Annotated in this window: 16 protein-coding genes; 11 read left to right on the plus strand and 5 right to left on the minus strand. The window is 72.7% G+C overall.

What is annotated here, in order from left to right:
* Positions 1-22: 22 nt before the first annotated feature.
* Genes BM237_RS09090 through nirD form a run of 3 tightly spaced genes read left to right on the plus strand, consistent with a single transcriptional unit; the run spans position 23 to position 4,403 of the window.
* Positions 23-1,366, plus strand: a complete 1,344-nt coding sequence (locus BM237_RS09090; protein ID WP_093849037.1) for an NAD(P)/FAD-dependent oxidoreductase — start codon at positions 23-25, stop codon at positions 1,364-1,366.
* Positions 1,367-1,368: 2 nt separating this feature from the next.
* Positions 1,369-4,002 carry a nitrite reductase large subunit NirB gene (gene nirB, locus BM237_RS09095; protein ID WP_093849038.1) on the plus strand — a complete coding sequence of 878 codons (2,634 nt, stop codon included), beginning with the start codon at positions 1,369-1,371 and terminating at the stop codon, positions 4,000-4,002.
* A complete protein-coding gene (gene nirD, locus BM237_RS09100; RefSeq protein ID WP_093849039.1) occupies positions 3,999-4,403 on the plus strand; it encodes a nitrite reductase small subunit NirD in 405 nt (134 codons plus the stop codon). Before nirB ends, nirD begins: the two co-directional genes overlap by 4 nt.
* Before the next feature lie 155 nt (positions 4,404-4,558).
* Here nirD and BM237_RS09105 read toward each other — a convergent pair whose 3' ends face one another.
* Positions 4,559-5,995: an endo-1,4-beta-xylanase gene (locus BM237_RS09105; RefSeq protein WP_093849040.1), complete on the minus strand. Its 1,437-nt coding sequence runs from the start codon at positions 5,993-5,995 to the stop codon at positions 4,559-4,561.
* Positions 5,996-6,186: 191 nt separating this feature from the next.
* Between BM237_RS09105 and BM237_RS09110 the strand changes: the two genes are divergently transcribed.
* The 7 genes from BM237_RS09110 (at position 6,187) to BM237_RS09140 (ending at position 15,248) form a co-directional block, all read left to right on the plus strand.
* Positions 6,187-7,206: a LacI family DNA-binding transcriptional regulator gene (locus BM237_RS09110; RefSeq protein ID WP_093849224.1), complete on the plus strand. Its 1,020-nt coding sequence runs from the start codon at positions 6,187-6,189 to the stop codon at positions 7,204-7,206.
* Positions 7,207-7,363: 157 nt separating this feature from the next.
* The gene (locus tag BM237_RS09115; protein WP_093849041.1) at positions 7,364-8,701 is read left to right on the plus strand and encodes an ABC transporter substrate-binding protein; all 1,338 of its coding nucleotides are present in this window, start codon (positions 7,364-7,366) and stop codon (positions 8,699-8,701) included.
* The gene (locus tag BM237_RS09120) at positions 8,698-9,603 is read left to right on the plus strand and encodes a carbohydrate ABC transporter permease (RefSeq protein WP_245793508.1); all 906 of its coding nucleotides are present in this window, start codon (positions 8,698-8,700) and stop codon (positions 9,601-9,603) included. Before BM237_RS09115 ends, BM237_RS09120 begins: the two co-directional genes overlap by 4 nt.
* Positions 9,600-10,520, plus strand: coding sequence for a carbohydrate ABC transporter permease (locus tag BM237_RS09125; RefSeq protein ID WP_425443669.1), 921 nt, complete (start codon positions 9,600-9,602; stop codon positions 10,518-10,520). The genes BM237_RS09120 and BM237_RS09125 overlap by 4 nt, the downstream gene beginning before the upstream one ends.
* A gap of 47 nt (positions 10,521-10,567) precedes the next feature.
* Positions 10,568-12,835 (plus strand): beta-xylosidase/alpha-l-arabinosidase, encoded by a 2,268-nt coding sequence (locus tag BM237_RS09130; protein ID WP_093849042.1) that lies wholly within the window; start codon positions 10,568-10,570, stop codon positions 12,833-12,835.
* Positions 12,836-13,018: 183 nt separating this feature from the next.
* Complete coding sequence (locus BM237_RS09135; RefSeq protein WP_093849043.1) at positions 13,019-13,936, plus strand: oxidoreductase; 918 nt, start codon at positions 13,019-13,021, stop codon at positions 13,934-13,936.
* Positions 13,937-14,090: 154 nt separating this feature from the next.
* Positions 14,091-15,248, plus strand: coding sequence for an alkaline phosphatase PhoX (locus tag BM237_RS09140; protein ID WP_093849044.1), 1,158 nt, complete (start codon positions 14,091-14,093; stop codon positions 15,246-15,248).
* Between the two features lie 72 nt (positions 15,249-15,320).
* On the opposite strand, the gene BM237_RS09145 is transcribed toward BM237_RS09140, so the two are convergent.
* From BM237_RS09145 to BM237_RS09160, 4 genes are all read right to left on the minus strand, one after another.
* Positions 15,321-15,833: a hypothetical protein gene (locus BM237_RS09145; protein ID WP_093849045.1), complete on the minus strand. Its 513-nt coding sequence runs from the start codon at positions 15,831-15,833 to the stop codon at positions 15,321-15,323.
* A gap of 210 nt (positions 15,834-16,043) precedes the next feature.
* Entirely contained in the window at positions 16,044-18,848 is a 2,805-nt protein-coding gene (locus BM237_RS09150; RefSeq protein ID WP_093849046.1) for a glycosyl hydrolase, read from the minus strand.
* Between the two features lie 321 nt (positions 18,849-19,169).
* Positions 19,170-21,908, minus strand: a complete 2,739-nt coding sequence (gene ppdK, locus BM237_RS09155; RefSeq protein ID WP_093849047.1) for a pyruvate, phosphate dikinase — start codon at positions 21,906-21,908, stop codon at positions 19,170-19,172.
* Between the two features lie 472 nt (positions 21,909-22,380).
* A complete protein-coding gene (locus tag BM237_RS09160) occupies positions 22,381-23,586 on the minus strand; it encodes an ROK family transcriptional regulator (protein ID WP_093849048.1) in 1,206 nt (401 codons plus the stop codon).
* A gap of 333 nt (positions 23,587-23,919) precedes the next feature.
* Between BM237_RS09160 and BM237_RS09165 the strand changes: the two genes are divergently transcribed.
* Positions 23,920-25,395, plus strand: a complete 1,476-nt coding sequence (locus BM237_RS09165) for an MGH1-like glycoside hydrolase domain-containing protein (RefSeq protein ID WP_107415219.1) — start codon at positions 23,920-23,922, stop codon at positions 25,393-25,395.
* Positions 25,396-25,456 lie beyond the last annotated feature (61 nt).

A 25,456-nucleotide genomic window follows, 5' to 3' on the forward strand; every position in this document is an offset into this window, starting at 1 on the left:
AGCCACGCCGCACGCTTTCCGCATGACCTCGAAGAAGCGTGTGGTGGTGATCGGCGGCGGGATGGCCGCCGCCCGGCTCGCCGGGCAGCTCTCCGCCGCCGGCGCCCTCGGTACCGACAAAGCCGGTGGTGCCGGTGGTGCGGCCGTGGATCTGACGGTCGTCGGCGAGGAGCCCCACGCGCCGTACAACCGGGTGCTGCTGGCCGGGGTGCTGGCCGGGCGGTACGCGCCGGAGGTGATCGCCCTGCCCGCCCCGCCCGCCGCCCGCTGGCTGCGCGGTGTGCGGGCGGTGCGGCTGGACCGGGCCGAGCGGCTGGTGCGGTGCGACGACGGCTCCTCGCTGCCGTACGACACCCTGGTGCTGGCCACCGGCTCCAACCCGGTGCTGCCGCCGCTGCGCGGACTCTTCCCCGGCGGCGGGCACGAGCCGCCCCGCGGCGTGCACCCCTTCCGCACCCTGGCCGACTGCCGGGCGCTGGAGGCGGCGGTACGGCCCGGGGTGCGGGCCGTCGTCGTCGGCGGCGGCCTGCTCGGGGTCTCGGCCGCCCGCGCGCTGGCCGGGCGCGGGGTGCGCACCGTCCTGGCCCACCAGGGCGAGCACCTCATGGAGCGTCATCTGGACGCCCGCGCCTCGGCGCTGCTGCGCGGGCATCTGGAGGAGCTGGGCGTCGAGGTCCACAACGAGTGCCGCGTCCGCGGCCTGCTGACCGCGGGGAGCGGCGGAGGGGCCGTGGCCCGCGGCGTGGAACTGGCCGACGGCTACCGGCTGGAGGCCGAACTGGTCGTCCTCGCCTGCGGAGTGCGCCCGCGGACCGGGCTGGCCCGGGCGGCCGGGCTGGAGGTCCGCGAGGGGATCGTCGTGGACGACGAACTGCGCACCGGCGATCCCCGGATCCACGCCGTCGGCGACTGCGCCGAGCACGGCGGGAGGGTCTACGGGCTGGCCGGCGCCGCCCAGGAGCAGGCCGACGCGCTGGCCCGCGTCCTACTGGCGGACCGCGCCCCCAACAGCGCCGCGGGCGGCGCGGCGGAGGGCACGGCGGCCGGTGCGCGGTCCCCCGCGTACACCGGCACCCGGGCGCTGACCCGGCTGACGCTGGCCCCGTCCCCCTCCGGGCCCGGGAGCGCGCTGGACCTCGCCGCCTTCGGCGAGACCGTGCCCCGCGCGGGCGACGACGTCGTCCGCCTCGCCGACGCCACCCGCAGCGTCTACCGCAAGGTCGTCGTCCGCGGCGACCGGCTGGTGGGCGGCATCCTCCTGGGCGATCTCGGCACCGTCGGCGCCCTCGCCCGCGCCTGGGAGGGCGGCGAGCCGCTGCCCTCCGCCCCGCTGCTCCACCTGCTCACCAACGATGGAGGCCTGTAGACATGCCACGGACGCCACGCCCCACGATCGTGCTCGTCGGGCACGGGATGGTCGGCCAGCGGTTCCTGGAGGAGCTCGCGAACCGGGAGGTGACCGGGCGGGCCCGGGTGGTCGTGCTGTGCGAGGAGCCGCGGCCCGCCTACGACCGCGTGCAGCTCACCTCGTACTTCTCCGGCCGCACGCCCGAGGAGCTGTCCCTGGTGGACGAGGGCTTCATGGAGCGGCACGGCATCGAGCTGCGCCTGGGCGACCCGGCGGTCGCGATCGACCGCGAGGCGCGCACCGTGACCTCGCGCGCCGGGCTGGAGATCGGCTACGACACGCTGGTGCTGGCCACCGGCTCCTACCCCTTCGTGCCGCCCGTACCGGGAAGCGACAGCACCGGCTGCTTCGTCTACCGCACGGTGGAGGATCTGCTCGCCGTCGAGGAGTACGCGGGCCGAAGCCGGGTGGGCACGGTCGTCGGCGGCGGCCTGCTGGGCCTGGAGGCGGCCGGTGCGCTCAGCGGGCTGGGCCTTGAGACCCACATCGTGGAGTTCAACCCGCGTCTGATGGCCCTCCAGGTCGACGAGGGCGGCGGCGCCGCCCTGCGCCGCACCGTCGAGGGGATGGGTCTGACCGTCCACACCGGCGTGGGCGGCAAGGAGATCACCGCCGGCCCGGACGGGGCCGTCACGGGGATGACGCTGTCGGACGGCTCGGCGATCGCCACCGATCTGGTGGTCTTCTCGGCGGGGGTGCGCCCCCGCGACGAGCTGGCCCGCGGCTGCGGCCTTCAGGTCGGCGAGCGCGGCGGGATCGTCGTGGACGAGCGCTGTCGCACCGCGGACGCCGCGGTGTACGCCGTCGGCGAGTGCGCCAGGACCGCGGACGGCATGGTGTACGGCCTGGTGGCGCCGGGCTACGAGATGGCGCGGGTGGCGGCCGGCGCGATCGCCGGCGAGATGGACGCCACGGGGGACGCGGGGGACGCGGGGGCGTCCTTCACCGGCGCCGACACCTCCACCAAGCTCAAGCTGCTGGGCGTGGACGTGGCCTCCTTCGGCGACGCGCTGGGGAGGACCGAGGGCTGTCTGGACGTCGTCTACTCCGACTCCCGGGCCGGGGTCTACCGGAAGCTGGTGGTCGCCTCCGACGGCACCCTGCTGGGCGGTGTGCTGGTCGGCGACGCCGAGGCGTACGGCACGCTGCGCCCGCTGACCGGCAGCGTCCCGCCGGTGGCGCCCGAGCAGCTCGTCCTGCCGGCCGGGGCCGGGGCGCCGGCGGCGCTGGGGCCGTCCGCGCTGCCGGACGACGCGGTGGTGTGCAGCTGCCACAACGTCACCAAGGGCGCCGTCCGCGCGGCCGTCACCGACCACGCGTGCTCCACCGTGCCCGAGGTGAAGAAGTGCACGAAGGCGGGCACCGGCTGCGGAAGCTGTGTAAAGGTGCTCACCAAGCTCGTCGACGACGAACTGGAGGCGAGCGGCGTCACCGTCGACAAGGGCCTGTGCGGCTGCTTCGCCCACACCCGCGGCGAGCTGTACGAGATCGTCCGCACCCGGCGGCTGTCCACCTTCGCCGAACTGCTGGACGGCCACGGCCGCGAGGAGGCCCGGGGCGGGGAGGGCTGCGAGGTCTGCAAGCCGGCCGTCGCCTCGATCATCGCCTCGCTCGCACCGGCGCTGGGGGCCAGCGGCTACGTCCTGGACGGCGAGCAGGCGGCCCTGCAGGACACCAACGACCACCATCTGGCCAACCTCCAGCGCAACGGCTCCTACTCGGTCGTGCCGCGTATCCCCGGCGGTGAGATCACCCCCGAGAAGCTGATCGTGATCGGCGAGGTGGCCCGCGACTTCGGCCTCTACACCAAGATCACCGGCGGTCAGCGGATCGACCTGTTCGGCGCCCGCGTCGACCAGCTCCCGGCGATCTGGGCGCGGCTGGTGGAGGCCGGTTTCGAGTCCGGCCACGCCTACGGCAAGGCGCTGCGCACGGTGAAGTCGTGCGTGGGGCAGACCTGGTGCCGCTACGGGGTGCAGGACTCGGTGCGCATGGCCATCGACCTGGAGCTGCGCTACCGGGGCCTGCGCGCCCCGCACAAGCTGAAGGGGGCGGTCTCCGGCTGCCAGCGCGAGTGCGCCGAGGCCCGGGGCAAGGACTTCGGCGTGATCGCCACGGCGAGCGGCTGGAACCTGTACGTGGGCGGCAACGGCGGCGCGACCCCGCGCCACGCCGACCTGCTGGCCAAGGACCTGTCGGACGCCGAGCTGGTCCGGCTGATCGACCGCTTCCTGATGTTCTACATCCGCACCGCCGACCGTCTGGAGCGCACCGCCGCCTGGCTGGAGCGGATCGAGGGCGGCCTGGACCATGTGCGCGACGTGGTCGTGCACGACTCGCTGGGGCTGTGCGCCGAGCTGGAGGCCCTGATGGCCGGCCATGTGGCGAACTACCGCGACGAGTGGGCCGCGACGCTGGAGGACCCCGAGCGGCTGCGGCGCTTCGTGTCCTTCGTCAACGCCCCTGACGCGCCGGACCCCTCGGTGCGGTTCGTCGCCGAGCGCGAACAGGTCCGGCCCGATCTGGCGCTCCTGTCCGGCCCCGACATCCCCGTCCGCAGGCTCGAAGCCCTCGAAGGGAGCGCGACCCGATGACCACAGCGACGACTGCGGCCACGGCCCCAGCTACGACCGAAGCGACGACCGGTACGGCGACCGCGGTGACGGCCGGGGCGCGGGTGGAGGTGCGCGCCGAGAGCGGCTGGGCCGCGGTGTGCGGCCTGTCCGACCTGGTGCCGGGGCGGGGGGTGGCGGCGCTGCTGCCCGACGGCCGGCAGATCGCCGTGTTCCGGGACCGGGCGGGCCGGACGTACGCCGTCGCCAACCGCGACCCGTTCACCGGCGCCTGTGTGCTCTCGCGCGGACTGCTGGGCTCGGCCGGCGGCCGGGCGTTCGTGGCCTCCCCGCTGCTCAAGCAGCGCTTCGACCTGGTCACGGGCCGGTGCCTGGACGACGACGCGGTGTCGGTGCCGGTGTACGCCGTCCGCACCCGCTGAGGAGCGCGGGGGAACGGCGGAGAACACCGGGGAGCAGCGGAAGGACCCCGGCCGCGGCCCGTGTGGGGCGGGCCGCGACCGGGGCCCGGCTCTGCCCCGTCCGGCACGCCGGCCGCCCTGCCCCGGCGGTTCGGCGTACCGGACGGGAGCCGGTGTCAGCCCTCGGCGCACTCCTGTCCGCCGAGGCTGACGCGGGTGCCGTCCTGGGCGGCGCCCCCGCCGGTCTGGAAGCCGAAGGAGATCGTCCCACCGGCCGGGACCGTGCCGTTGTAGGCGGCGTTGGTGACGGTGACGGTGCTGCCGCTCTGCGAGAAGGCTCCGTTCCAGCCGTTGGCCAGGCTCACACCGGCCGGCAGGTCGAACTGTGCGCGCCAGCCGCTGAGGGCCTGTCCGGTGCGGACGGTCACGGAGACGACCGAGCCGGTGTCCCAGCGGTTGGAGACGGTGAAGACGGCGGAGCAGTCGCCCGGCTCGGGGTCGCCCGGGTCATCGGGGTCGCCCGGGTCGTCCGGGTCACCGGGGTCGCCGCCCGCCGCGACGAAGGCGTCGCGCAGCGCGTCGTAGGCCGGCTTGGGCCGGTAGTTCTCGTCCCAGGGGCAGGCGGCGCCCTCTCCCGGGAAGACGTCGGGCACCCAGGAGTCCCGGTCGCTGACGCCCCAGACGGTGATGCCGGAGCAGCGGGAGACCGCCAGGCAGGCGTCGGCCACCGCGCGGTAGTCGCGGGCCTGCTGCTGGAGCTTGGAGCTGTCGGACGGCATCCGCATCCGGATGTCCAGCTCGGTGACCGCGACCTCCAGGCCCAGGTCGGCGAAGCGCTGGAGGTTCTGCCGGATGGCCGGACCGTTGACGTTGCCGACGATGAGGTGGTTCTGGAAGCCGACGCCGTCGATCGGCACGCCCTGCGCCAGCAGGTCGCTGACCAGCCGGTACAGGCCGTCGCTCTTGGCGTTGTCGAGCTCGGTGTTGTAGTCGTTGATGAACAGCTTGGCGTCCGGGTCCGCGGCGCGGGCGGCCCGGAAGGAGTCGGCGATGTAGGACACGCCGAGCTGCTGGTAGAACTTGCTCTGCCGCAGCGAGCCGTCCTCGTTGAACGCCTCGTTGACCACGTCCCAGCGCTGGACCTGGCCCTTGTAGCGGCTGACCTGGGTGGTGACGTGGTCGGTCATGATCTGGCGCAGCTCGTTGTTCGAGAACGACCCGTTCTGCAGCCAGCCCGGCATCTGGCTGTGCCAGACCAGGGTGTGGCCGTAGACGAGCTGGTCGTTGGCCTGGGCGAACTGGACCAGGCGGTCGCCCCCGGCCCAGTTGAACTGGCCGCGCTGGGGTTCGACCGCGTCCCACTTCATGGCGTTCTCGGCGGTGACGCTGTCGAACTCGGTGCTGACGATGTCGCTGTAGGTCCCGTTGCCCAGCAGGCCGTCGTTGACGGCCGTGCCGATGAAGCGGCCGGTGGATTCGGCGACCTCGCGCAGGGAGGGGTCGGCCGCCTGGCTCGGGGCGCTGAACCCGAAGGTCAGGGCCGCGGCCGCGGCGGAGGCGGCTACGGTCGCCCGCGCTAAGCGGCGTACGGTGCTTACACGGTGTTGCCTCATGCTGGGGTGTCCCTCTCTCGACTCCCCGGAACTCTTTCCGGAAGACTGTTGGAAGGTTTCGAGGGTGCGCCGGGAACGGTAGAGCCGATGGGAACGCCCGTCAACGGTGTGCGCGTGTGGAGGAGAGAGCATTGGGAGACGGCATGACGGACGGCACGGTCGCCGCGGCCGGCAAAGTCGCGGAGCAGAGGATGGCACCCAAGGTGGAGCAGAAGGTCACGATCACGGCGATCGCCCAGGAGGCGGGGGTCTCGGTCCCCACCGTCTCGCGGGTGGTCAACGGCCGCTCGGACGTCGCGCCCGCGACCCGGGCCAGGGTCGAGGAACTGCTGCGACAGTACGGCTACCGCCGCCGCACGGCCTCCTCCGGCGACCGGCCGGCCCTGATCGACCTGGTCTTCAACGACCTCGACAGCCCCTGGGCGGTGGAGATCATCCGCGGCGTGGAGGAGACCACGCACGAGGTCGGCTTCGGCACGGTGGTCTCGGCTATCCACGACCGCGCGGGCTCGGCCCGGCAGTGGATGCGCAATCTGCGGGCCCGCGCCTCCGGTGGCGTGATCCTGGTGACCTCGGTCCTGGAACCGGTCCTCCACGAGGAGCTGCACCGCCTGGGCGTGCCGCTGGTGGTGGTGGACCCCTCCGGCTCCCCCGCCCTGGACGCGCCGACGGTGGGCGCCACCAACTGGGCCGGCGGCATGTCCGCCACCGAGCACCTGCTGGAGCTGGGCCACCGCCGCATCGGCTTCATCGCCGGGCCGCCCAGACTGCTGTGCAGCCGCGCCCGACTGGACGGCTACCGCGCCGCGCTGGAGGCCGCCGGCGTCGGAGTGGACGACCGGCTGATGGTGCCGGGCGACTTCTACCACGAGGCCGGCTTCACCGGCTGCAACCGGCTGATGGACCTGGACGAGCCGCCCACCGCCCTGTTCGCCGCCAGCGACCAGATGGCGCTGGGCGCGATCGAGGCGCTGCGGCGGCGCGGGATGCGGGTGCCGGAGGACGTCAGCATCGTCGGGTTCGACGACCTTCCGGAAGTCCGCTGGTCCGCTCCGCCGCTGACGACGGTGCGTCAGCCGCTGGTGGAGATGGGCAAGGTCGCGGCCCGCACCGTACTGCGCCAGGCCAGGGGCGAGGAGATCGACTCCCCGCGCGTGGAACTCGCCACTGAGCTGGTCATTCGCGCCAGCACGGCGCCGCTGCCCGGCTGACGCGGGCAGCGGACCGGACAACTCCATATAACGGGCGCATCACGCTGCCGGGCCTCAGGTCCTCTTTTTTGTCAGACCTGTTGACACCGCTGGAGCGCGTACGTACTTTCCCACCACCACTACCGATAATTTTCGGATTCCTTCCGGAAGGTACGCGATGCGAACAGCAGTGCAGGGTTCGGCCACGAGAGGCCGCAGGGGATTCGGGCGGCGCCACGCCGCCAAGCTGACGGCGGCGGTGCTGGCCGCCTCCGTGCTCACCGCCTGCGGCAGCGGCGGGCCGGGCGAGGAGAAGGCCGGCGGGACCCTGAAGGTGTGGGTCTACCAGGACGCCTCGACCAAGGTACAGCGCGAGGCGGTCGAGCGGTTCAACAAGACCTCCGACGTCAAGGCCGAGCTCGTCGAGGTGCCCGGCGAGGGCTACCAGGACAAGATGCGCAGTGCGATGGGCACGCCCAACGCACCGGACGTCTTCTTCAACTGGGGCGGCGGCAGCATCAGCAGCTTCGTCGAGAAGGACATGCTGGTCGACCTCACGTCCGAGATACAGAAGGACGACAAGCTCAAGGACGCTTTCCTGCCCTCGATCCTCAACGCGGGCAAGGTGAACGACAAGATCTACGGCGTCCCGATGCGGGGCATGCAGCCGGTGGTCCTCTTCTACAACAAGGACGTCTTCGAGAAGGCCGGCGCCCAGCCGCCCGAGTCCTGGGACGACCTGCTGGAGCTGGTCGACACCTTCAAGAAGGAGGGCGTCACCCCCTTCGCGCTCGCCGGCACCGACGCCTGGACCGAGCTGATGTGGGTCGAGTACCTGCTGGACCGCACCGGCGGCGCCGAGGTCTTCCAGCGCATCCAGGACGGCGACTCCTCGGCCTGGGGCGACCCGGCCGTGCTGAAGACCGCCGAGACCATCCGCGACCTGGTGGACCGCGGGGCGTTCGGCAAGAACTACGCCTCGGTCAACTACACCGCCGACGGCGCCTCCACGCTCTTCGCCAAGGGCAAGGCCGCCATGCACCTGATGGGCAGCTGGGAGTACTCCAACCAGCAGGCCAACCAGAAGGAGTTCGCCGACAAGGGCCTGGGCTGGACCACCTTCCCCGCCCTCCCCGACGGTGAGGGCGACCCCAAGAACGTCGTGGGCAACCCCACCAACTTCTGGTCGGTCAACTCCAAGCTGAAGGGCGCCGAGCGCGAGGCGGCCCTGGAGTTCGTCAAGACCGCCGCCGAGGACTGGTACGCCGAGGCCCTGGTGGACAACGGAGACGTGCCCACCAACTCCGGTTCCGAGGACATGCTCACCGGGCACCCCGCCCCCGACTACGCCCTCTTCCAGTACGACCTGGTGCGCGACGCCCCGAACTTCACCCTCTCCTGGGACCAGGCGCTGCCGGCGCAGCAGGCCTCGCCGATGCTCACCAACATCCAGAAGCTCTTCAACAAGCAGCTCAGCCCCGAAGAGTTCGTCGACGCCATGAAGGCCCTGAAGTGAAGCAAGCACCAACCGCGTCGCCGCGCGTGGGCCGCCCGGGCATTGCCTGGGCGGTCCCCGGCGTGCTGTTCTTCGTCCTGTTCGCCGTCGGCCCGATGGTGCTGGTCGGCTACCTGTCCTTCACCGACTGGGACGGCCTCGGCGACTTCCCCTCGATCAGCGGCACGGGCAACTGGGAACGGCTGTTCAACGACCCCACCATGCGGCAGGCCATCTGGCTGAGCGTCCTGCTCACCGGCGTGAGCTGGCTGATCCAGACGCCCGTCGCCCTGCTGCTGGGCGTGTGGTCGGCCGGCCGGCAGAAGAACCGGGCCGTCCTCAGCGCGATCTTCTTCCTTCCGCTGCTGGCCTCCTCGGTGGCGCTGGCGCTGCTGTGGAAGTCGCTGCTGGACCCCAACTTCGGCCTGATCTCCGACATCGGCCCGTGGCTGGGGATCGAGGACGGCAATCTGCTCGGCACCGGCGACGGCGCCTTCGCCGCCGTCGCCTTCGTCGCCGCCTGGCAGTTCATCCCGTTCCACACCCTGCTCTACCAGGGCGGCGCCCGGCAGATCCCCAAGTCCTTCTACGAGGCCGCCTCCATCGACGGGGCGAGCACCGTGCGGCAGTTCTTCTCCATCACCCTGCCGCAGCTGCGCAACACCATCATCACCTCCTCGGTGCTGATGGTCGTCGGCGCGCTGACCTTCTTCGACACCGTCCTCATCCTGACCGAGGGCGGGCCGGGAACGGACACCACGATCGTGCCCTACCTGATGTACGAGACCGGCTTCCAGGCGTACGACATGGGCTACGCCAGCGCCATCGCCACCACCTTGGTGATCGTCGCCACCGCCATCTCCCTGCTGATGGTCCGGGTGACCGGCTTCAGCAAGATGCGCAGCACCCGGGAGGGGATGTGAAGACCGCCGTCCGGCCGGAACACCGGCCCTCCCCCGCCGCCGAACGGGCCGAAGCGCCCCAGAAGCGCAACGACCGGGGCCTGCTCGGCAGGCTGCGCCGCCTCCGCAAGTGGAACATGCCCGCGGGCGTCGCCTCCGTTCTCTGGCTGGTCGTCGTCGGCCTGCCGCTGTACGTCCTGGTCCTCACCACGCTGCGGGACCGCGACTCCTACTTCGACGAGGGCGCGCTCAGCCTGCCGGGCGACCTCACGCTCGACAACTACCGCACGGTGCTGGAGAGCGACTTCCTCACCTACCTGCTCAACACCGCGGTCGTCACGGTCGCCACCGCGGCGATCGTCATCGTGCTCTCGGTGGGCATCGGCTACACCGTGGTGCGCACCCTCAGCCGGACCTCGCAGCGGATCTTCCAGTTCTTCCTGCTGGGCCTGGCCATCCCCGCCCAGGCGGTGATCATCCCCATCTACCTGCTGATCACCGAGATGCGGCTGTACGACAGCCTGCTGGCGATCATCCTGCCCGTCTCGGCGTTCTGCCTGCCGGTGTGCGTGCTGATCCTGTCCTCCACGATGCGCGACATCGAGGAGGAGATGTACGAGTCGATGGCCCTGGAGGGGGCGAGCCAGACCCGCGTCCTGTTCCAGCTCGTCGTGCCCCTGTCCCGGGGCGGGATCTCCACCGTCGGCGTCTACGCGGCGCTGCAGGCATGGAACAACTTCCTCTTCCCGCTGATCCTCACCCAGTCGCGCGAGAGCCGGGTCCTCACCCTCGGCCTCTACGACTACGTCGGCCAGTTCCGGGTGGACATCCCCGCGCTGCTCGCCGCGGTCGTGCTGTCGATCGTGCCGATCTTCGTCGTTTACCTCTTCGCGCGCCGTCAGCTCATCAACGGCCTCATGGGCGCCGGCGGGCGCTGAGTCCCACGGGGACGCGCGAGACACGCTGACGCCTGACAAGGAGCCTCATGCATCACCACCCCTGGCAGGACACCTCCCGACCCGTCGAGGAGCGCGCCGCCGATCTGCTGTCCCGGATGACCCTGGAGGAGAAGCTCGCACAGCTGTCCAGCGTCTGGCCGGGTTCCGAGTCCGACGGCGAGGACGTCGCCCCGCTCCAGCACGAGGTCTCCGAAACCGTCGACCTGGACGCCCTGCTGCCCCACGGCCTGGGCCAGCTCACCCGCCCCTTCGGCACCGCCCCCGTGGAGCCGGCCGAGGGCGCGCGGGCCCTGGCGGCCTTCCAGACGAAGGTCGCCGCGGCCAACCGCTTCGACATCCCCGCCCTCGCCCACGAGGAGTGCCTGACCGGCTTCACCGCCTGGCAGGCCACCGTCTTCCCCACCCCGCTGGCCTGGGGAGCCACCTTCGACCCGGCACTGGTGCGCGAGATGGCCGCGGCCATCGGCGACTCCATGCGCTCGGTCGGCATCCACCAGGGGCTCTCGCCGGTCCTGGACGTGGTGCGCGACCCGCGCTGGGGCCGCACCGAGGAGTCCATCGGCGAGGACCCCTACCTGGTCGCGACGGTGGCCACCGCCTATGTGGCGGGGCTGGAGTCCACCGGCATCGTCTCCACCCTCAAGCACTTCGCGGGCTACTCCGCCTCCCGCGGCGCCCGCAACCACGGCCCCGTCTCGATCGGCCCGCGCGAGCTGGCCGACGTGATCCTGCCGCCGTTCGAGATGGCCCTGCGCGAGGGCGGGGCCCGCTCGGTCATGCACGCCTACAACGACCTCGACGGCGTCCCGGCCGCCGCCCACACCGAACTCCTCACCGATCTGCTGCGCGAGGAGTGGGGCTTTGACGGCACGGTGGTCTCCGACTACTTCGGCGTCTCCTTCCTGGAGATGGCCCACCGCGTCGCCGACTCCCCCGCCCGCGCCGCCGCCCTGGCGCTGGCCGCGGGCGTGGACGTGGAGCTGCCGGGCCTGCGCTGCTACGGCGAGCCGCTGCTGAAGGCGGTGCGCTCCGGCGAGGTGCCCGAGGAGCTGGTGGACCGCGCGGCGCTGCGGGTGCTGCGGCAGAAATGCGAGCTGGGCCTGCTCGACCCCGACTGGTCGGCCGCCCCGCCCGCCGCCTCGGCGGACACCGTGGACCTGGACCCGCCCGCGATGCGGGCGCTGGCCCGGCGCGTGGCCGAGGAGTCCGTCGTCCTGCTGGACAACTCCGGCGGCGCCCTCCCCCTGCACCCCACCGCCCGCATCGCCGTGGTCGGCCCGTACGCGCAGGAGCAGGCCGCCATGCTGGGCTGCTACACCTTCCCCCGGCACGTGGGCGTCGAGCACCCCGAACTGCCCGTCGGCGTGGAGATACCCACGCTGCTGGACTCCCTGGGCGCCGAACTGCCCGGAGCGGTCCTGACCGACTCCCCCGCCGACGCCGACATCGTTATCGCGGCGCTCGGCGACCGCTCGGGCCTCTTCGGCCGCGGCACCTCCGGCGAGGGCTGCGACGCCGCCGACCTGACCCTCCCCGACGGCCAGGCGGCGTTCCTGGACGCCCTGCTGGAGAGCACCGACAAGCCCGTGGTGCTGGTGCTGCTCACCGGCCGCCCGTACGCGCTCGGCCGGTGGGAGGGCCGCCTGGCCGCCGTCGTGCAGGCGTTCTTCCCCGGCGAGGAGGGCGGACCGGCGGTCGCCGGGGTCCTCACCGGGCGGGTCAACCCCTCCGGCCGGCTCCCGGTCAGCGTGCCGCGCGGCACCGGCGGCCAGCCGTGGACCTACCTCGTGCCGCCACTGGGTCTCAAGGGCGACGCCAGCAACATCGACCCGACGCCGCTGTACCCCTTCGGGCACGGCCTGTCGTACACCTCCTTCGAGTGGGAGGCCGCGGGCGCGGGCGCCGACGCGCTGCCGACCGACGGCTCCGCCGAGGTCCGCGTCACCGTGCGCAACACCGGCGAGCGGGCCGGCACCGAGGTCGTCCAGCTCTATCTGCACGACCCCGTGGCGCGGGTGGCCCGGCCGGTCGTCCAGCTGGTCGGCTACACCCGGGTGACGCTGGAGCCGGGGCAGGCGGCCGAGGTCGTCTTCGACTTCCACGCCGACCTGGCCTCGTACACCGTGCGGCCCGGGCAGCGGATCGTCGAGCCCGGGACGGTGGAGCTGCGGCTGGCCGCCTCCAGCGCCGATACGCGCCACACCGTGCCGCTGACCCTGACCGGGCCGGAGCGCACCGTCGGCTTCGACCGCCGGATGACCTGCGGGGCGGAGGTCCGCGTCCTGCAGCCCTGATCCGGCCTCTGAGCCGGGGCACTCGCTCCGGGGCCCTTCGAGCCGGCGCCCGCCCCGCCCCCCGGCGGGCGCCGCCCTCCTCGCCTCGGCCTCCCGTCCGGCCTACGCTGTGCCGCGCGAAGGAGACGATCGCGCCGTCACCGTGGGAGCGGACGGGCGCCGAGGCGAGGAGCTGTGACACCGATGGGCTGGACGGTACGGGACATCCCCCGCCTGGACGAGCGCACGGCCGTGGTGACCGGCGCCAACAGCGGTCTGGGCTACGTGACCGCGCGCGAACTGGCCCGGCACGGCGCTCGGGTGGTGCTCGCCTGCCGCGACCGGGAGCGCGGAGAGGAGTCCCTGGAGCGGCTGCGGGCCGAGGCGCCCGGGGCGGGCGCCGAGGTGCGGGTGCTGGACCTGGCCGATCTGGCCTCGGTGCGCGCCTTCGCCGAAGCGCTCCCCCTCGACCGGCTGGACCTGCTGGTCAACAACGCGGGGCTGATGGCGATCCCGTTCTCCAGGACCGCCGACGGCTTCGAGACCCAGTTCGGCGTGAACCACCTGGGCCACTTCGCGCTGACCGGACTGCTGCTGGAGCGGCTGCTGGCCGCCCCCGCCGCCCGGGTGGTCACCGTCTCCAGCCTGATGCACCTGATGTCGGACGTCGATCCGCACGACCCGGCGAGCGGTGCGCGGTACAACCCGTGGACGGCCTACGCCCGTTCCAAGAGCGCGAACCTGCTGTTCACCCACGAACTGGCCCGCCGCACCGTCGAGCACCGCCTGGTGGCCGCCGCCGCCCACCCCGGTTACTCGGCGACCGAGCTCCAGGGCAAGGGGCCGCGGCTGGCCGGCAACCGCACCATGGAGCGCGGGGCGCACCTGCTCAACCGGCTGGTCGCCTCCTCCCCGGAGCTGGGCGCGGCCCCCACCCTGTACGCCGCCACCGCCCCCGGCGTGCTCCCGGACTCCTTCACCGGCCCGCGTGTGCTGGGCGTGCGCGGCACGCCCGGTCCGTCGCCGCGCGCCCGCCGCACCCGCGACGACACCGCCTCCGCACGGCTGTGGGAGACCTCCGAACGGCTCACCGGCGTGCGCTACGACTTCCCCGCGCGCTGAGCCACGCGTCCGGTGCGGCGACCGGTGTTGGGGCAACCGGCCGCCCCGCGCGACCGCTTGTTCATGCCCTGTCAAATCGGGCTCCCTACCGTTCCACGTCGTTCGACCCCGCGCCCGACCGGCCGCGGGGCCAGACGACTTCGGTGGAGTGACCATGGAACGTCGTAACTTCCTGCGCGGAGCCGTACTCACCGGATCGGTGGCCGCCTTCGGCGGCTCCCTGTGGCGCGGTGCCTCCCACGCCGCGCCCGCCCAGCCGGGCGCCGGCCCCTACGGGGCCCTGCAGTCGGCCGACGCCAACGGCATCCGGCTGCCCCGGGGCTTCACCAGCCGGGTGATCGCCCGCTCCGGGCGGAGGGTGCCCGGCACCTCCTACACCTGGCACAACGCCCCCGACGGCGGTGCCTGCTACGCGGACGGCGGGGGCTGGATCTACGTCTCCAACTCCGAGATCACCCCCGGCGGCGGCGCGAGCGCCGTGCGCTTCGACTCCTCCGGGAACATCACCGGCGCCCACCGCATCCTGTCGGGCACCCGGCAGAACTGCGCGGGCGGCAAGACCCCGTGGAACACCTGGCTGTCGTGCGAGGAGGTCGACCGGGGCTACGTCTTCGAGACCGACCCGTGGGGCGTGAAGCCCGCCGTGCGCCGCGACCCCATGGGCCGCTTCAAGCACGAGGCCGCCGCCGCCGACCCGGTGCGCAAGGTGATCTACCTGACCGAGGACGTATCCGACGGCTGCCTGTACCGCTTCCGCCCCACCACCTGGGGCGACCTGTCCTCGGGGACGCTGGAGGTGATGACGGGCGGCTCCGGCACCTCCGGCTCCATCGGCTGGGCCCGCGTCCCCGACCCGTCGGCCGCCTCCACCGCCACCCGCCACCAGGTCTCGGCCGCCAAGCACTTCAACGGCGGCGAGGGCTGCCACTACGCCGACGGCACCTGCTGGTTCACCACCAAGGGCGACGGCCGGGTGTGGCGGCTCGACGCGGCGAGCGACACGATCGAGCTGGTCTACGACGACTCCCTGGTCTCCGGCACCGCCCCGCTGACGGGCGTGGACAACGTCACCGCCGCCTCCTCCGGCGACCTCTTCGTCGCCGAGGACGGCGGCAACATGGAGATCTGCGTGATCACCCCGGACGACGTGGTCGCGCCGTTCCTGCGGATCGGCGGCCAGTCCTCCTCGGAGATCACCGGCCCGGCCTTCTCCCCCGACGGCTCCCGGCTGTACTTCTCCAGCCAGCGCGGCACCAGCGGCAGCAGTTCGGGCGGCATCACCTACGAGGTGCGCGGCCCGTTCCGCTCCTGAGAGCGGGCGCGGGTGCGGCGGGGCGCGGCGCCCCGCCGTGCCCGGCGTCTTCGGTGGTCCCGGCGGCGGGGGTCAGCGGTAGTCGTCGGGGTGGTCCTGCATCCAGACGTTGATCCGGTCGCGGGTGCCGAAGATCAGGTCCTGGTGGGACTTGAGGTGCTCGTAGGAGCGGTCCTCCCCGATCCGCTCCCGCATCGCCGCGATCCACTCGATCGGCTCGGGGAAGTGGCCCGGGCCCTTGCCGTCGGCCTTCATCGCCGCGTCGAGACGTCCGAGTTCGTCGACGACCCGGTTGAGCAGGTACTCGCAGTTCCCCGGGGTGCCGCAGGAGTCGTTCAAAGTGGCCTGGAGCCGGGCGAAGGAGTCTCGGACCGCTCCGGGGCCCGGGCTCGGCCTCTGCGACGAGAAGGCGGCGGACTCCTCGGCCTCCGCCGAGGCCGAGGCGATGCCGCGCAGTTCCTCGGAGGCGGGCCCGGCGGCCGTCTCCAAGGCCGCGGACGGGGAGGGAGAGGGGACTCCGCCCGCCTCCCGGTCCGCACTCCCGGAGCAGGCGGACAGCAGTAACACGACGGGTACGGCGAGCACGGCGGCTCGGGTACGGCGAGTACGCACGGGGTGGTCTCCGATCAGGCGGTCAGCGGTCAACTATCTTGCCGACCCCAGGAGTTCACCGGCCGGGGCCACCCTCCGACCGTACGCCACGCCACCCGGGCCGCCGTGCGCGCACCGGGGGTGGCGGGGTGCGCGCACGGCGGGGTCCGTTCCCCGGCGGGGCCGGCCGACCGAAGGGGACGGTCAGCCGAAGGGGACGGTCAGCACCGAGCCGGATCCGACCCGGAGCTTCGCCTCGCCGTCGCCGATCGCGCCCCAGACCTCGACGCGGATCGTTCCGCCCCGCAGGTCGCCCAGGGTGCCCGAGGCCGACTTCAGACCGGCGCGGGAGGCGTCGTACTCCTCCCAGCCGTCCACCGGGTCGGTGGCGAAGTAGCGGTAGGTCTCCACCCGGTCGAAGGTGCCGTCGCCGGTCAGGTCGTACGACACCCGCGCCTGCTGGCCGAGCCCGACGGCCGTGCCCGCGTCCACCTTCAGACGGAAGCCGGTGGCGCCGCCGGACTCGTAGGAGCCGTCGACGTTCCCGATCTCGTACACCAGCGGCCTGTGGGGGGTGCCGTCGTGGTTGGCGCCGCCCGCCGAGGCGATGGTGTCGGCCGACGCGGTGGCGGCCTCGGTGGTGCTCAGCGCCCCGCCGGAGCGCAGGTGGAAGGTGTCACCGGTGGCGGGCGGATCCTGCGGGTCGCCGGGGTCGCCCGGGTCCGTGGGGTCCGCCGTGCCGGTGCCGGTGGCCGTGGAGCGGGCCGGGACTGTCAGCTTCCCGCCGTCGGAGAACGTCACGGTCACCGCCGAGCCGGAGTGGTTGTGGGCGACGTAGGTGCGGGCGCCGTCCTTGGTGAAGACCGCGGCGGTCGGGCTGTCGGCGGTGACGGAGGTGTCGGGGGCGCCGATCGCGTCCAGGGTGGTGACCCAGTGGTAGGTGTGGGCCCTGCTCTCGCCCGCCTCCGGCTCGTAGCCGCTGTGCTGCGCGTCCCAGGCGGCCTTGCCCTCGGCGGGGTCGGCCAGTGCCCGGAACTCCCAGAAGATGTCGCGCCACTCCACGGCCGGACCGCCGTTGGCCCTCTCCATCTCGGCGATGCTGCGCCGGATGGCGTCCTTGTTCCGGGCCAGGTGCAGCGAACCACCGGTGACGGGGAGGACGTTGATCCCGTGGATCTCCTCGGGGTTGGCCGTCCACCAGGTGGAGTAGGCGCCGCCGCTGCCCCAGACCATGCCGACCACGTCGTGGTCGAAGTTCTCGGGGTAGACCTCCTGGTCGGCGTCGAACCAGTACTGGGCGATGGCCTCGGACTCGGTGGTCAGCAGGTAGACGCCCAGGTCCCGCAGGGAGTCGTCACCGGTGGCCGAGCCCCACAGGACCAGGGCCGCACTGAGGTTGACCGACTCCGAGGAGGACTCCTGGTTGTTGCCCGCGGCGAAGCCGGCGTGCCCGGCGGCCCAGCTGTGGCCGGCGTAGACGTCGAAACCGCGCAGGAAGGGGAACAGCTCGTCGGTGCGGCTGGGGTTGGCGGCGTCCCTCACCAGGGTCTTCACCATCCCGCCCCAGGCGGAGTCCGCCGCCCAGGCCCGGTCGTACTGGGCCACGATCGCCGCGGCCATCACGTAGTACGAGTAGTGGAAGTGGTGGTCGTTGAGCTCCTTGTCGCTGCCGTAGGAGGCGGGATAGCCGATGAGGGTGCGCCAGTCACGGTCGTAGGAGAACTCCGAGGCCCCGCCGACGGTGAACCACTCCTGGAGCCGGCCCTTGATCAGGCCGAGCAGCTTGTCGCGCAGGCCCGTCTCGCCGATCTGGTCGGCGAGCGGCACCAGCTGGGCGAGCTTGCCCAGCTGCTTGCCCGTCCAGTAGGTGTCGGTGGCGCCGTCGAACGGGTCGGCGGCGTTCGCGACCTGTTCGATGTACCCCTTCAGCCTGGCCTTGTCCACGGCGTCCGGCACGGGCAGGCCGGGCAGGACTCCGGTGACCTTCTGGGAGGTGGTGAAGGAGGCGCCCTCGCGGACCTTCATCTCACCGCGGGGCGAGGCGTAGGTCCAGCCGGTCAGGGCGTCGGAGGTGTGCAGCCACTGGTGGCGGTAGAGGGCCTGGAGGGTGCCGCGCTCGCCGCCCTCCTTCGCCGTTGTGGTCAGGGTGTAGGTGGCCTTGATCCGGCCGGCGGCCTCGTCGTAGTCCCAGGCCACCTTGGAGCCGGTGACGAAGCTGAAGGCGTACTTGCGGAAGGTGGCCAGCGCATCCCGGCTGGGCAGGACGGCCAGCGAGAAGTAGTCCCTGCCGCCCAGGTCCGCGCGGACGTCGGTGCCCGAGACGGTCCAGTCGCTGCCGGTGGGGGCGAACAGCGCGTAGTGCCGGCCGCCGATGGTGATGCCCAGGACGTTGCCGTCGTCGGCGAAGACGTCCGGGGTGCTCGCGGCGGAGATCCGCGCCGCGCCGCCGCTGCCCTGGGCGTACACGTACGGCAGGCCGTGGCCGATGGTGGCGCGCAGGGTGCGGGAGCCGTCGGACCAGTGGGGGCTGACGGTCCAGTCGCTCCAACCGTCCGCCCTGGCGTCGGGGGAGTTCAGGCCCGCGATGCCGAGGGTCAGGTCGCGCTTGTGCGTGAACTCGTACTGGCGGCCCTCGCCCACGACGGCGTGCGAGGCGGGGTGGCCGACCTCCAGACCTCCGGAGACGGCCCGGTAGGTGAGGGGGTGGCCGTACATGTTCTCGGAGTACGGGTTGTCGGGGTAGCGCTGGAAGGCCAGGGAGGACCACCAGTCGTTGGTGGGCACCGGCTTGTCCGCCACGGCCGCGGTGACCTTGGGCTTCACCGGCGCCCCGGCGTTGTTCTCCGGCCCGGCGGCCCCGGCGGGGCGGGTGTCGCTGTAGCCGCCCTGTCCGACGGGGACGGTGGCTGCCTGGGCGGTGTCCGCCCCGACGGCGCCGAGGCCGGTGGCGACGGCCGCCGTGGCCGCCACCGCCGCCAGCAGCGCGGCGGGACGTCTGCGGAATCTCATGAACGGCTCCTGTGGGGGGTGTGCGTGGAGGTCTCTGAGAGCGCTCTCAGATCCCGGCAACGTAAGTTTCCCCTGACCGAGCGTCAAGATGTTCGACAGAAACAATCTTGAAAAGCCGGTGAGCGTTCAGGAGTTGATGACTTTGCCCCCGGTACGTCCACCGTGTCCGCCCGGACCCGGCGGCCGGCCGGGGCACGGACACGGAAGGGCGGCGCCTCCGCACAGGCGCCGCCCTTCCCTTTGTGCGCCGGGACCGCCGTTCCCGCCGGTGAGGGTCGGCCGGCGGGACGGTCCCGGTGTCAGGTGGTCCTCATCCGCGGGTCAGCGGCTGTCGCTGCCCTCCCCGCTCTCCATGGCCGCCGCGCGGCCTGCCTCCAGGCGGGCGACGGGGATGCGGAACGGGGAGCAGGAGACGTAGTCCAGGCCGATCCCGTGGAAGAAGTGGACCGACTCCGGGTCGCCGCCGTGCTCTCCGCACACGCCCAGCTTGAGGTCGGGTCGGGCGGCCCGGCCGGCCTCGACCGCGCCTCGCACCAGCGCGCCGACGCCGTCCCTGTCGATGGTCTCGAACGGCGAGACCCCGAAGATGCCCTTCTCCAGGTAGGCGGTGAAGAAGCTCGCCTCCACGTCGTCCCGACTGAAGCCCCAGGTGGTCTGGGTGAGGTCGTTGGTGCCGAAGGAGAAGAAGTCGGCGCACTCGGCGATCTGGCCGGCCGTCACCGCCGCGCGCGGCAGCTCGATCATGGTGCCGATCAGCAGCTTCAGGTCCACGCCGCGGGCCTGCTGGACCTCGGCGATGACCTTCTCGGCCTCCTCACGGACGCACTCCAGCTCCTGGACGGTGCCCACCAGCGGGATCATGATCTCCGCACGGGGGTCGCCGCCGGCGGCGGCCCGGTCGGCGGCGGCCTCGGCGATGGCCCGCACCTGCATGGTGAACAGGCCGGGGATGACCAGGCCCAGACGCACACCGCGCAGGCCCAGCATCGGGTTCTGCTCGTGCAGCCGGCGGACGGCCCGCAGCAGCCGCTGGTCGCCCTCGTCGGTCTCGCCGCGGGCCTCGGCGAGCGCGACCCGCACCGACAGTTCGGTGAGGTCGGGCAGGAACTCGTGCAGCGGCGGGTCCAGCAGCCGTACCGTCACCGGCAGGCCGTCCATGGCTTCGAACAGCTCGGTGAAGTCGCCCCTCTGCAGCGGCAGCAGCGCGGCCAGCGCGGCCTCGCACTCCTCGTCGGTCTCGGCCAAGACCAGGCGCTCGACCAGTTCGCGGCGCTCGCCGAGGAACATGTGCTCGGTGCGGCACAGGCCGATGCCCTGGGCGCCGAAGCGGCGTGCGCGGGCGGCGTCCTCGGCGTTGTCGGCGTTGGCCCGCACCCGCAGGCGGCGCTCGCCGTCGGCCAGGGTCATGATCCGGTGCACGGCGCGGACCAGTTCGCCGGCCTGCTCGTCGGGCCGGGTGCGGCCCTCGAAGTACTCCACGACCGGGGAGGGCACGACGGGCACCTCGCCGCGGTGGACGCTGCCGGTGGAGCCGTCGATGGAGATGACGTCGCCCTCTTCGACGACCAGGCCGCCGGGGGCGGTCATACGGCGCCGCTTGAGGTCTACCTGGAGCTCCTCGGCGCCGCACACGCAGGTCTTGCCCATGCCGCGGGCGACGACGGCGGCGTGCGAGGTCTTGCCGCCGCGGGAGGTGAGGATGCCCTCGGCGGCGATCATGCCGTCGAGGTCGTCGGGGTTGGTCTCGCGGCGCACCAGGATGACCTTCTCCCCGGCGCGGGCGCGGGCCACGGCGGTGGCGGAGTCGAAGACGGCCGCGCCGACGGCGGCGCCGGGCGAGGCGGCGATGCCCCGGCCGAGCCGCTCGACCGCGCCGTCGCCGGTCCGGCTCTCGTCGAAGCGCGGGAACATCAGCTGGGCGAGCTGGGCGCCGTTGACGCGGCGCAGCGCCTCGGTCTCGTCGATCAGGCCCTGGTCGGCAAGCTGGGTGGCGATGCGGAAGGCGGCGGCGGCGGTGCGCTTGCCCACCCGGGTCTGGAGCATCCACAGCTTGCCGCGCTCGATGGTGAACTCGATGTCGCACAGATCCCTGTAGTGGTTCTCCAGGGTCTCCATGATCTGCATGAGCTGGTCGTAGGACTTCTTGTCGATCGTCTCCAGCTCGGCCAGCGGCACGGTGTTGCGGATGCCGGCGACGACGTCCTCGCCCTGGGCGTTGGCGAGGTAGTCGCCGTAGACGCCCTGCTGGCCACTGGCGGGGTCGCGGGTGAAGGCGACGCCGGTGCCGGAGTCGGGGCCGAGGTTGCCGAAGACCATCGAGCAGACGTTGACGGCCGTGCCCAGGTCGTGGGGTATGCGCTCCTGGCGGCGGTAGAGCTTGGCGCGCTCGCCGTTCCAGGAGTCGAAGACCGCGCGGATGGCGAGGTCCATCTGCTCGCGCGGGTCCTGCGGGAAGTCGCGGCCGGTCTGCTCCGAGACGATGTCCTTGAACTGCTCGACCAGGCCCTTGAGGTCACCGGCGTCCAGGTCGACGTCGGTGGAGGCGTTCCGGGCCCGCTTGGCCTCCTCCAGCGCCTCCTCGAACAGATCGCCGTCGACGCCGAGGACGGTCTTGCCGAACATCTGGATCAGGCGCCGGTAGGAGTCCCAGGCGAAACGTTCATCCCCGGACTGGGCGGCGAGTCCGGCCACGGAGGCGTCGGACAGGCCGATGTTCAGGACGGTGTCCATCATCCCCGGCATGGAGAACTTGGCGCCGGAGCGGACGGACACCAGCAGGGGGTCGTCCGCCTGGCCCAGCTTCTTGCCCATTTTCTCCTCGAGGGCGTCGAGGTGGGCGCTCACCTCGTCGCGGAGGGCCGGCGGCTCGGAGCCGGAGTCGAGGTAGACCTTGCAGGCCTCGGTGGTGATGGTGAACCCGGGAGGGACCGGGAGACCGAGGTTGGTCATCTCGGCGAGGTTGGCTCCCTTGCCGCCGAGGAGGTCCTTGAGGTCCTTGTTGCCCTCGGTGAAGTCGTAGACGAACTTCTGGGTTACATGAGGCTCTTGGTTTTCCGGCAAGAGAATCGCGCTCCTCGCTGGATCCCCTCGGCGGAGGCCGGGGGAAGGCTGCCCTGACGGCGGGGAGCGTACCCAGATCGAAGGATTTCGAGTACGGCCACCAGCAGTCCATGGGGGCGTAACCGCTCATCCGCCGATGGATCGAAAGTAAAGGCTGATTCAAGTGGTTCGGATTGGTTCATTCACCACTCGAAGTCATCGATGCGGTGAGTGGCGGGAGCGCCCCGTTTTGGTCACCCTGAGCGAGCGCGACGGCGGACGGGTGAACGAAAGAGGGGTGGCACCGAGTGCCACTCCTTGGAGAAGTGCAGGCCCGTTTCGAACGCTCACATGAGCGCCACCCTTATCAGAGTGGCGAGCATCACCCTCTTGACGGGCCCGCCATCTCAGCCATTGGACACATAAGGGAGCTACGCCGCTCGAATGAGCACCCGATGGACGTGCCCCCGCCCGGCCCCTCCGGCGCCCCGCCTCACAACCCCATGGCGGCCAGCCGGGCATCGGCCCGCTCCGGTGCGTACAGGTACTCCACGACCATCGCCCCCGCCCCCACCAGACCCGCCCGCTCCCCCAGCCGGGAGGTGACCACGGTCAGATGGGCGGTGCTGCGGGGCATCGCCCGCTGGTAGAGCAGCTCGCGCACCCCGGTGACGAACGGGGCGCCGGCCAGATCGCCCGCGATCATCAGCACTCCGGGATTGAGCACGGTGACGACGGTGACCAGCACCTCCCCCACCCGGCGCCCCGCCTCCCGGGCCAGCCGCACCGCGTCGGGCTGCCCGGCCGCCAGCAGTTCGCGCACCCCGGTTCCGGAGGCGGCCGGAACGCCGGAGCCGGTCAGCCGCGCCGCCAGCGCCCGGCCGCTGGCGACCGCCGCCAGGCAGCCGTACGAGCCGCACATGCACAGCGCGTCGGGCCGGTCGTGCAGTCTGATGTGGCCGATGTCCCCCGCGCCGCCGTCGATGCCGCGGTACATCTCGCCGTCCACCACCAGCCCCGCGCCGATGCCGGTGGAGACCTTGACCAGCAGGAAGGCGCCGCAGTCACGCCAGCCGGTGCGCTGCTCGGCGTACGCCATGAGGTTGGCGTCGTTCTCCACCAGCACCACGGGGCCCTCGCCCTCCGCGCCGGTGTGCCGCAGATACGCCCGCCGCATCCGCTCCGGGACCGGGTAGCGGTCCCAGCCCGGCATGATCGGCGGCTGCACCACCTGCCCCGACTCCCACTCCACCGGCCCCGGCACCGACACCCCGATGCCGCAGACGTCCCCCGGCGCCGCACCGGCCCGCTCCAGCAGCGGCGGGAACCACCTCGCCACCCGGTCGATCACGTTCTCCGGACCGTCCTCGATGTTCAGCGGCCCGGTGTGCTCGGCCAGCACCCGGCCGTTGAGGTCCAGCGCGGCGGCCAGCCCGTGCCGGGTCTCCACGTCCACGGCGAGGACCACGGCGTGCGAGCCGTCGAACTCCAGGCGGTTCGACGGGCGCCCGCCCGCCGGGCCGCCCACGGGCACGGTGGCGCCGTCGCGGATCCAGCCCGCCCCGAAGAGCTGGTCGAGGCGGTGGCCGACGGTGGATCGGGACAGTCCGGTGGCGCGCTGGAGTTCGCCGCGGGTGGTCGCCTGCCCGCTGCGGACCAGTCGCAGCAGATGTCCCGCGCTGGATTGGTTCCCGGTCATACGGCCATCTTCTCCGCCCCTTCCGGACGCCGCCGTCCCGCCCCTGCCGAACGCCCTGCTCAGCCCCCGTCCACCCGCCGGCCGTGCGCACCCCCGCGCTTCCTCCCGCACCCTCCTGTGTCGGGTCTCACAGCATCACTTCTGCCTTTTCGCAAGACAGAACCCTAGGCTTATGGAGGCGTAACCTAGGAGTCGTACAGACACCGGAGTTCTCGTGGAGCGCGTCGCCCAGTCCACCGACACCCCCATATGCACGCCCGTCCCCGGGGCCGGGGGACCACGGCCGTGCGCGGCATGCTCCACCGACCGCTCCGGCACGGGTGCGGCGGTCCGATGAAGCCCGTCCCGATCCCCCTCACCACAGCCCGGCCGTTCATCCCCGCCCAGCGGCCGCCCGTCGGCGTCACCGCGGCCGAGCTGCGTCAGGCCGCGCGCCAGGTGCTGCTGCGCAACTGGACGGGCGCCTCGACCGTTCCCTCCCGCAGCCTGTACCCGCACCAGTGGAGCTGGGACTCGGCGTTCGTCGCGATCGGTCTGCGCCATCTGTCGGCGCCGCGCGCCCAGCGCGAGCTGGAGACGCTGATGGCCGCCCAGTGGGGCGACGGCCGCGTCCCGCACATCGTCTTCAATCCGTCCGTCCCGCTCGGCGCGTACTTCCCCAGCCCGGACTTCTGGCGCTCCTCGGCCGCCGGAGCCGGAGCCGGGGCGCCCGGGCACGTGGAGACCTCGGGAATCGTGCAGCCGCCCGTCCACGCGCTCGCCGTCTGGCTGGTGCACCGCGCCGACCCGGCGACCTCGCGGCGGCGCGGCTTCCTCAGACGCCTCTACCCCCGGCTGGTCGCCTGGCACCGCTATCTGACCGCCCACCGCGACCTGGGCGGGCACGGACTGGTGTCGGCCGTCCACCCGTGGGAGCCGGGCATGGACAACAGCCCGGCCTGGGACGCCCCCCTGTCCCGGGTGGAGCCGGCCGACCTCTGCTCCTTCCGCCGCTGCGACCTCGACCACGGCTCGGCCGCCGACCGCCCCACCGACCTGGACTACGGCCGGTACGTGCGGCTGGCCGCCGACTACCGCGACCACGGCTACCGGGACGCCGACGCCCCCCACTCGTTCGCGGTGGAGGACCCCGGCGTCAACGCCCTGCTGATCGCCTCCGAGCACGCCCTGGCGCAGATCGCCGCCGAGGTCGGGGCGGAAGGCCCGAAGGACGACCCCGGCGGGCACCGCGGGCGGGCCGCGCGGCTGACCGACGCCCTGGTGAAACGCCTGTGGGACGAGCACAGCGGCATGTTCCTGTGCCGCGACGTACGCGCCGGGCACCGCGGCGAGCCGATCCGGGAGCGCAGCGCCGCCGGGCTGGTGCCGCTGATCGTCCCCGGCCTGCCGCAGCGCATCGTCCGCACACTGCTGCGCACCGTCGGCGGCGAGCACTTCGGGCTGGGCGACACCGTCCGCCTGGTGCCCAGCTACGACCTGAAGGGACACGCCTTCGACTCGTGCCGCTACTGGCGGGGACCGGCCTGGTTCAACGTCAACTGGCTGGTGGAGCGGGGCCTGAGGCAGTACGGGCACACCAACCGGGCCGACTCGCTGCGCGCCGCTGTGCTGGCGTCGGCCGCCGCCTCCGGCTTCGCCGAGTACGTCGACCCGCACACCGGAGCGGGCCGGGGCGCCCGGGAGTTCAGCTGGACGGCGGCCCTCGCCCTGGACCTGCTCTCCCGCAGCGCCGACCGGTCCGCGGACCGCGCGGCGGTGCGCACCGGGATGCGCGTCGGGGCGCTGGTGCGCAGCGGCACGACGGGCTGAGCGGGCTCCCCCCGGTGCGTCCCGGGGGCCCCGGGCGTCCTGAGCCGTCCCGGGGCGTCCT

The organism is Streptomyces mangrovi, from assembly GCF_900114215.1.
Taxonomy (GTDB): domain Bacteria; phylum Actinomycetota; class Actinomycetes; order Streptomycetales; family Streptomycetaceae; genus Streptomyces; species Streptomyces barkulensis.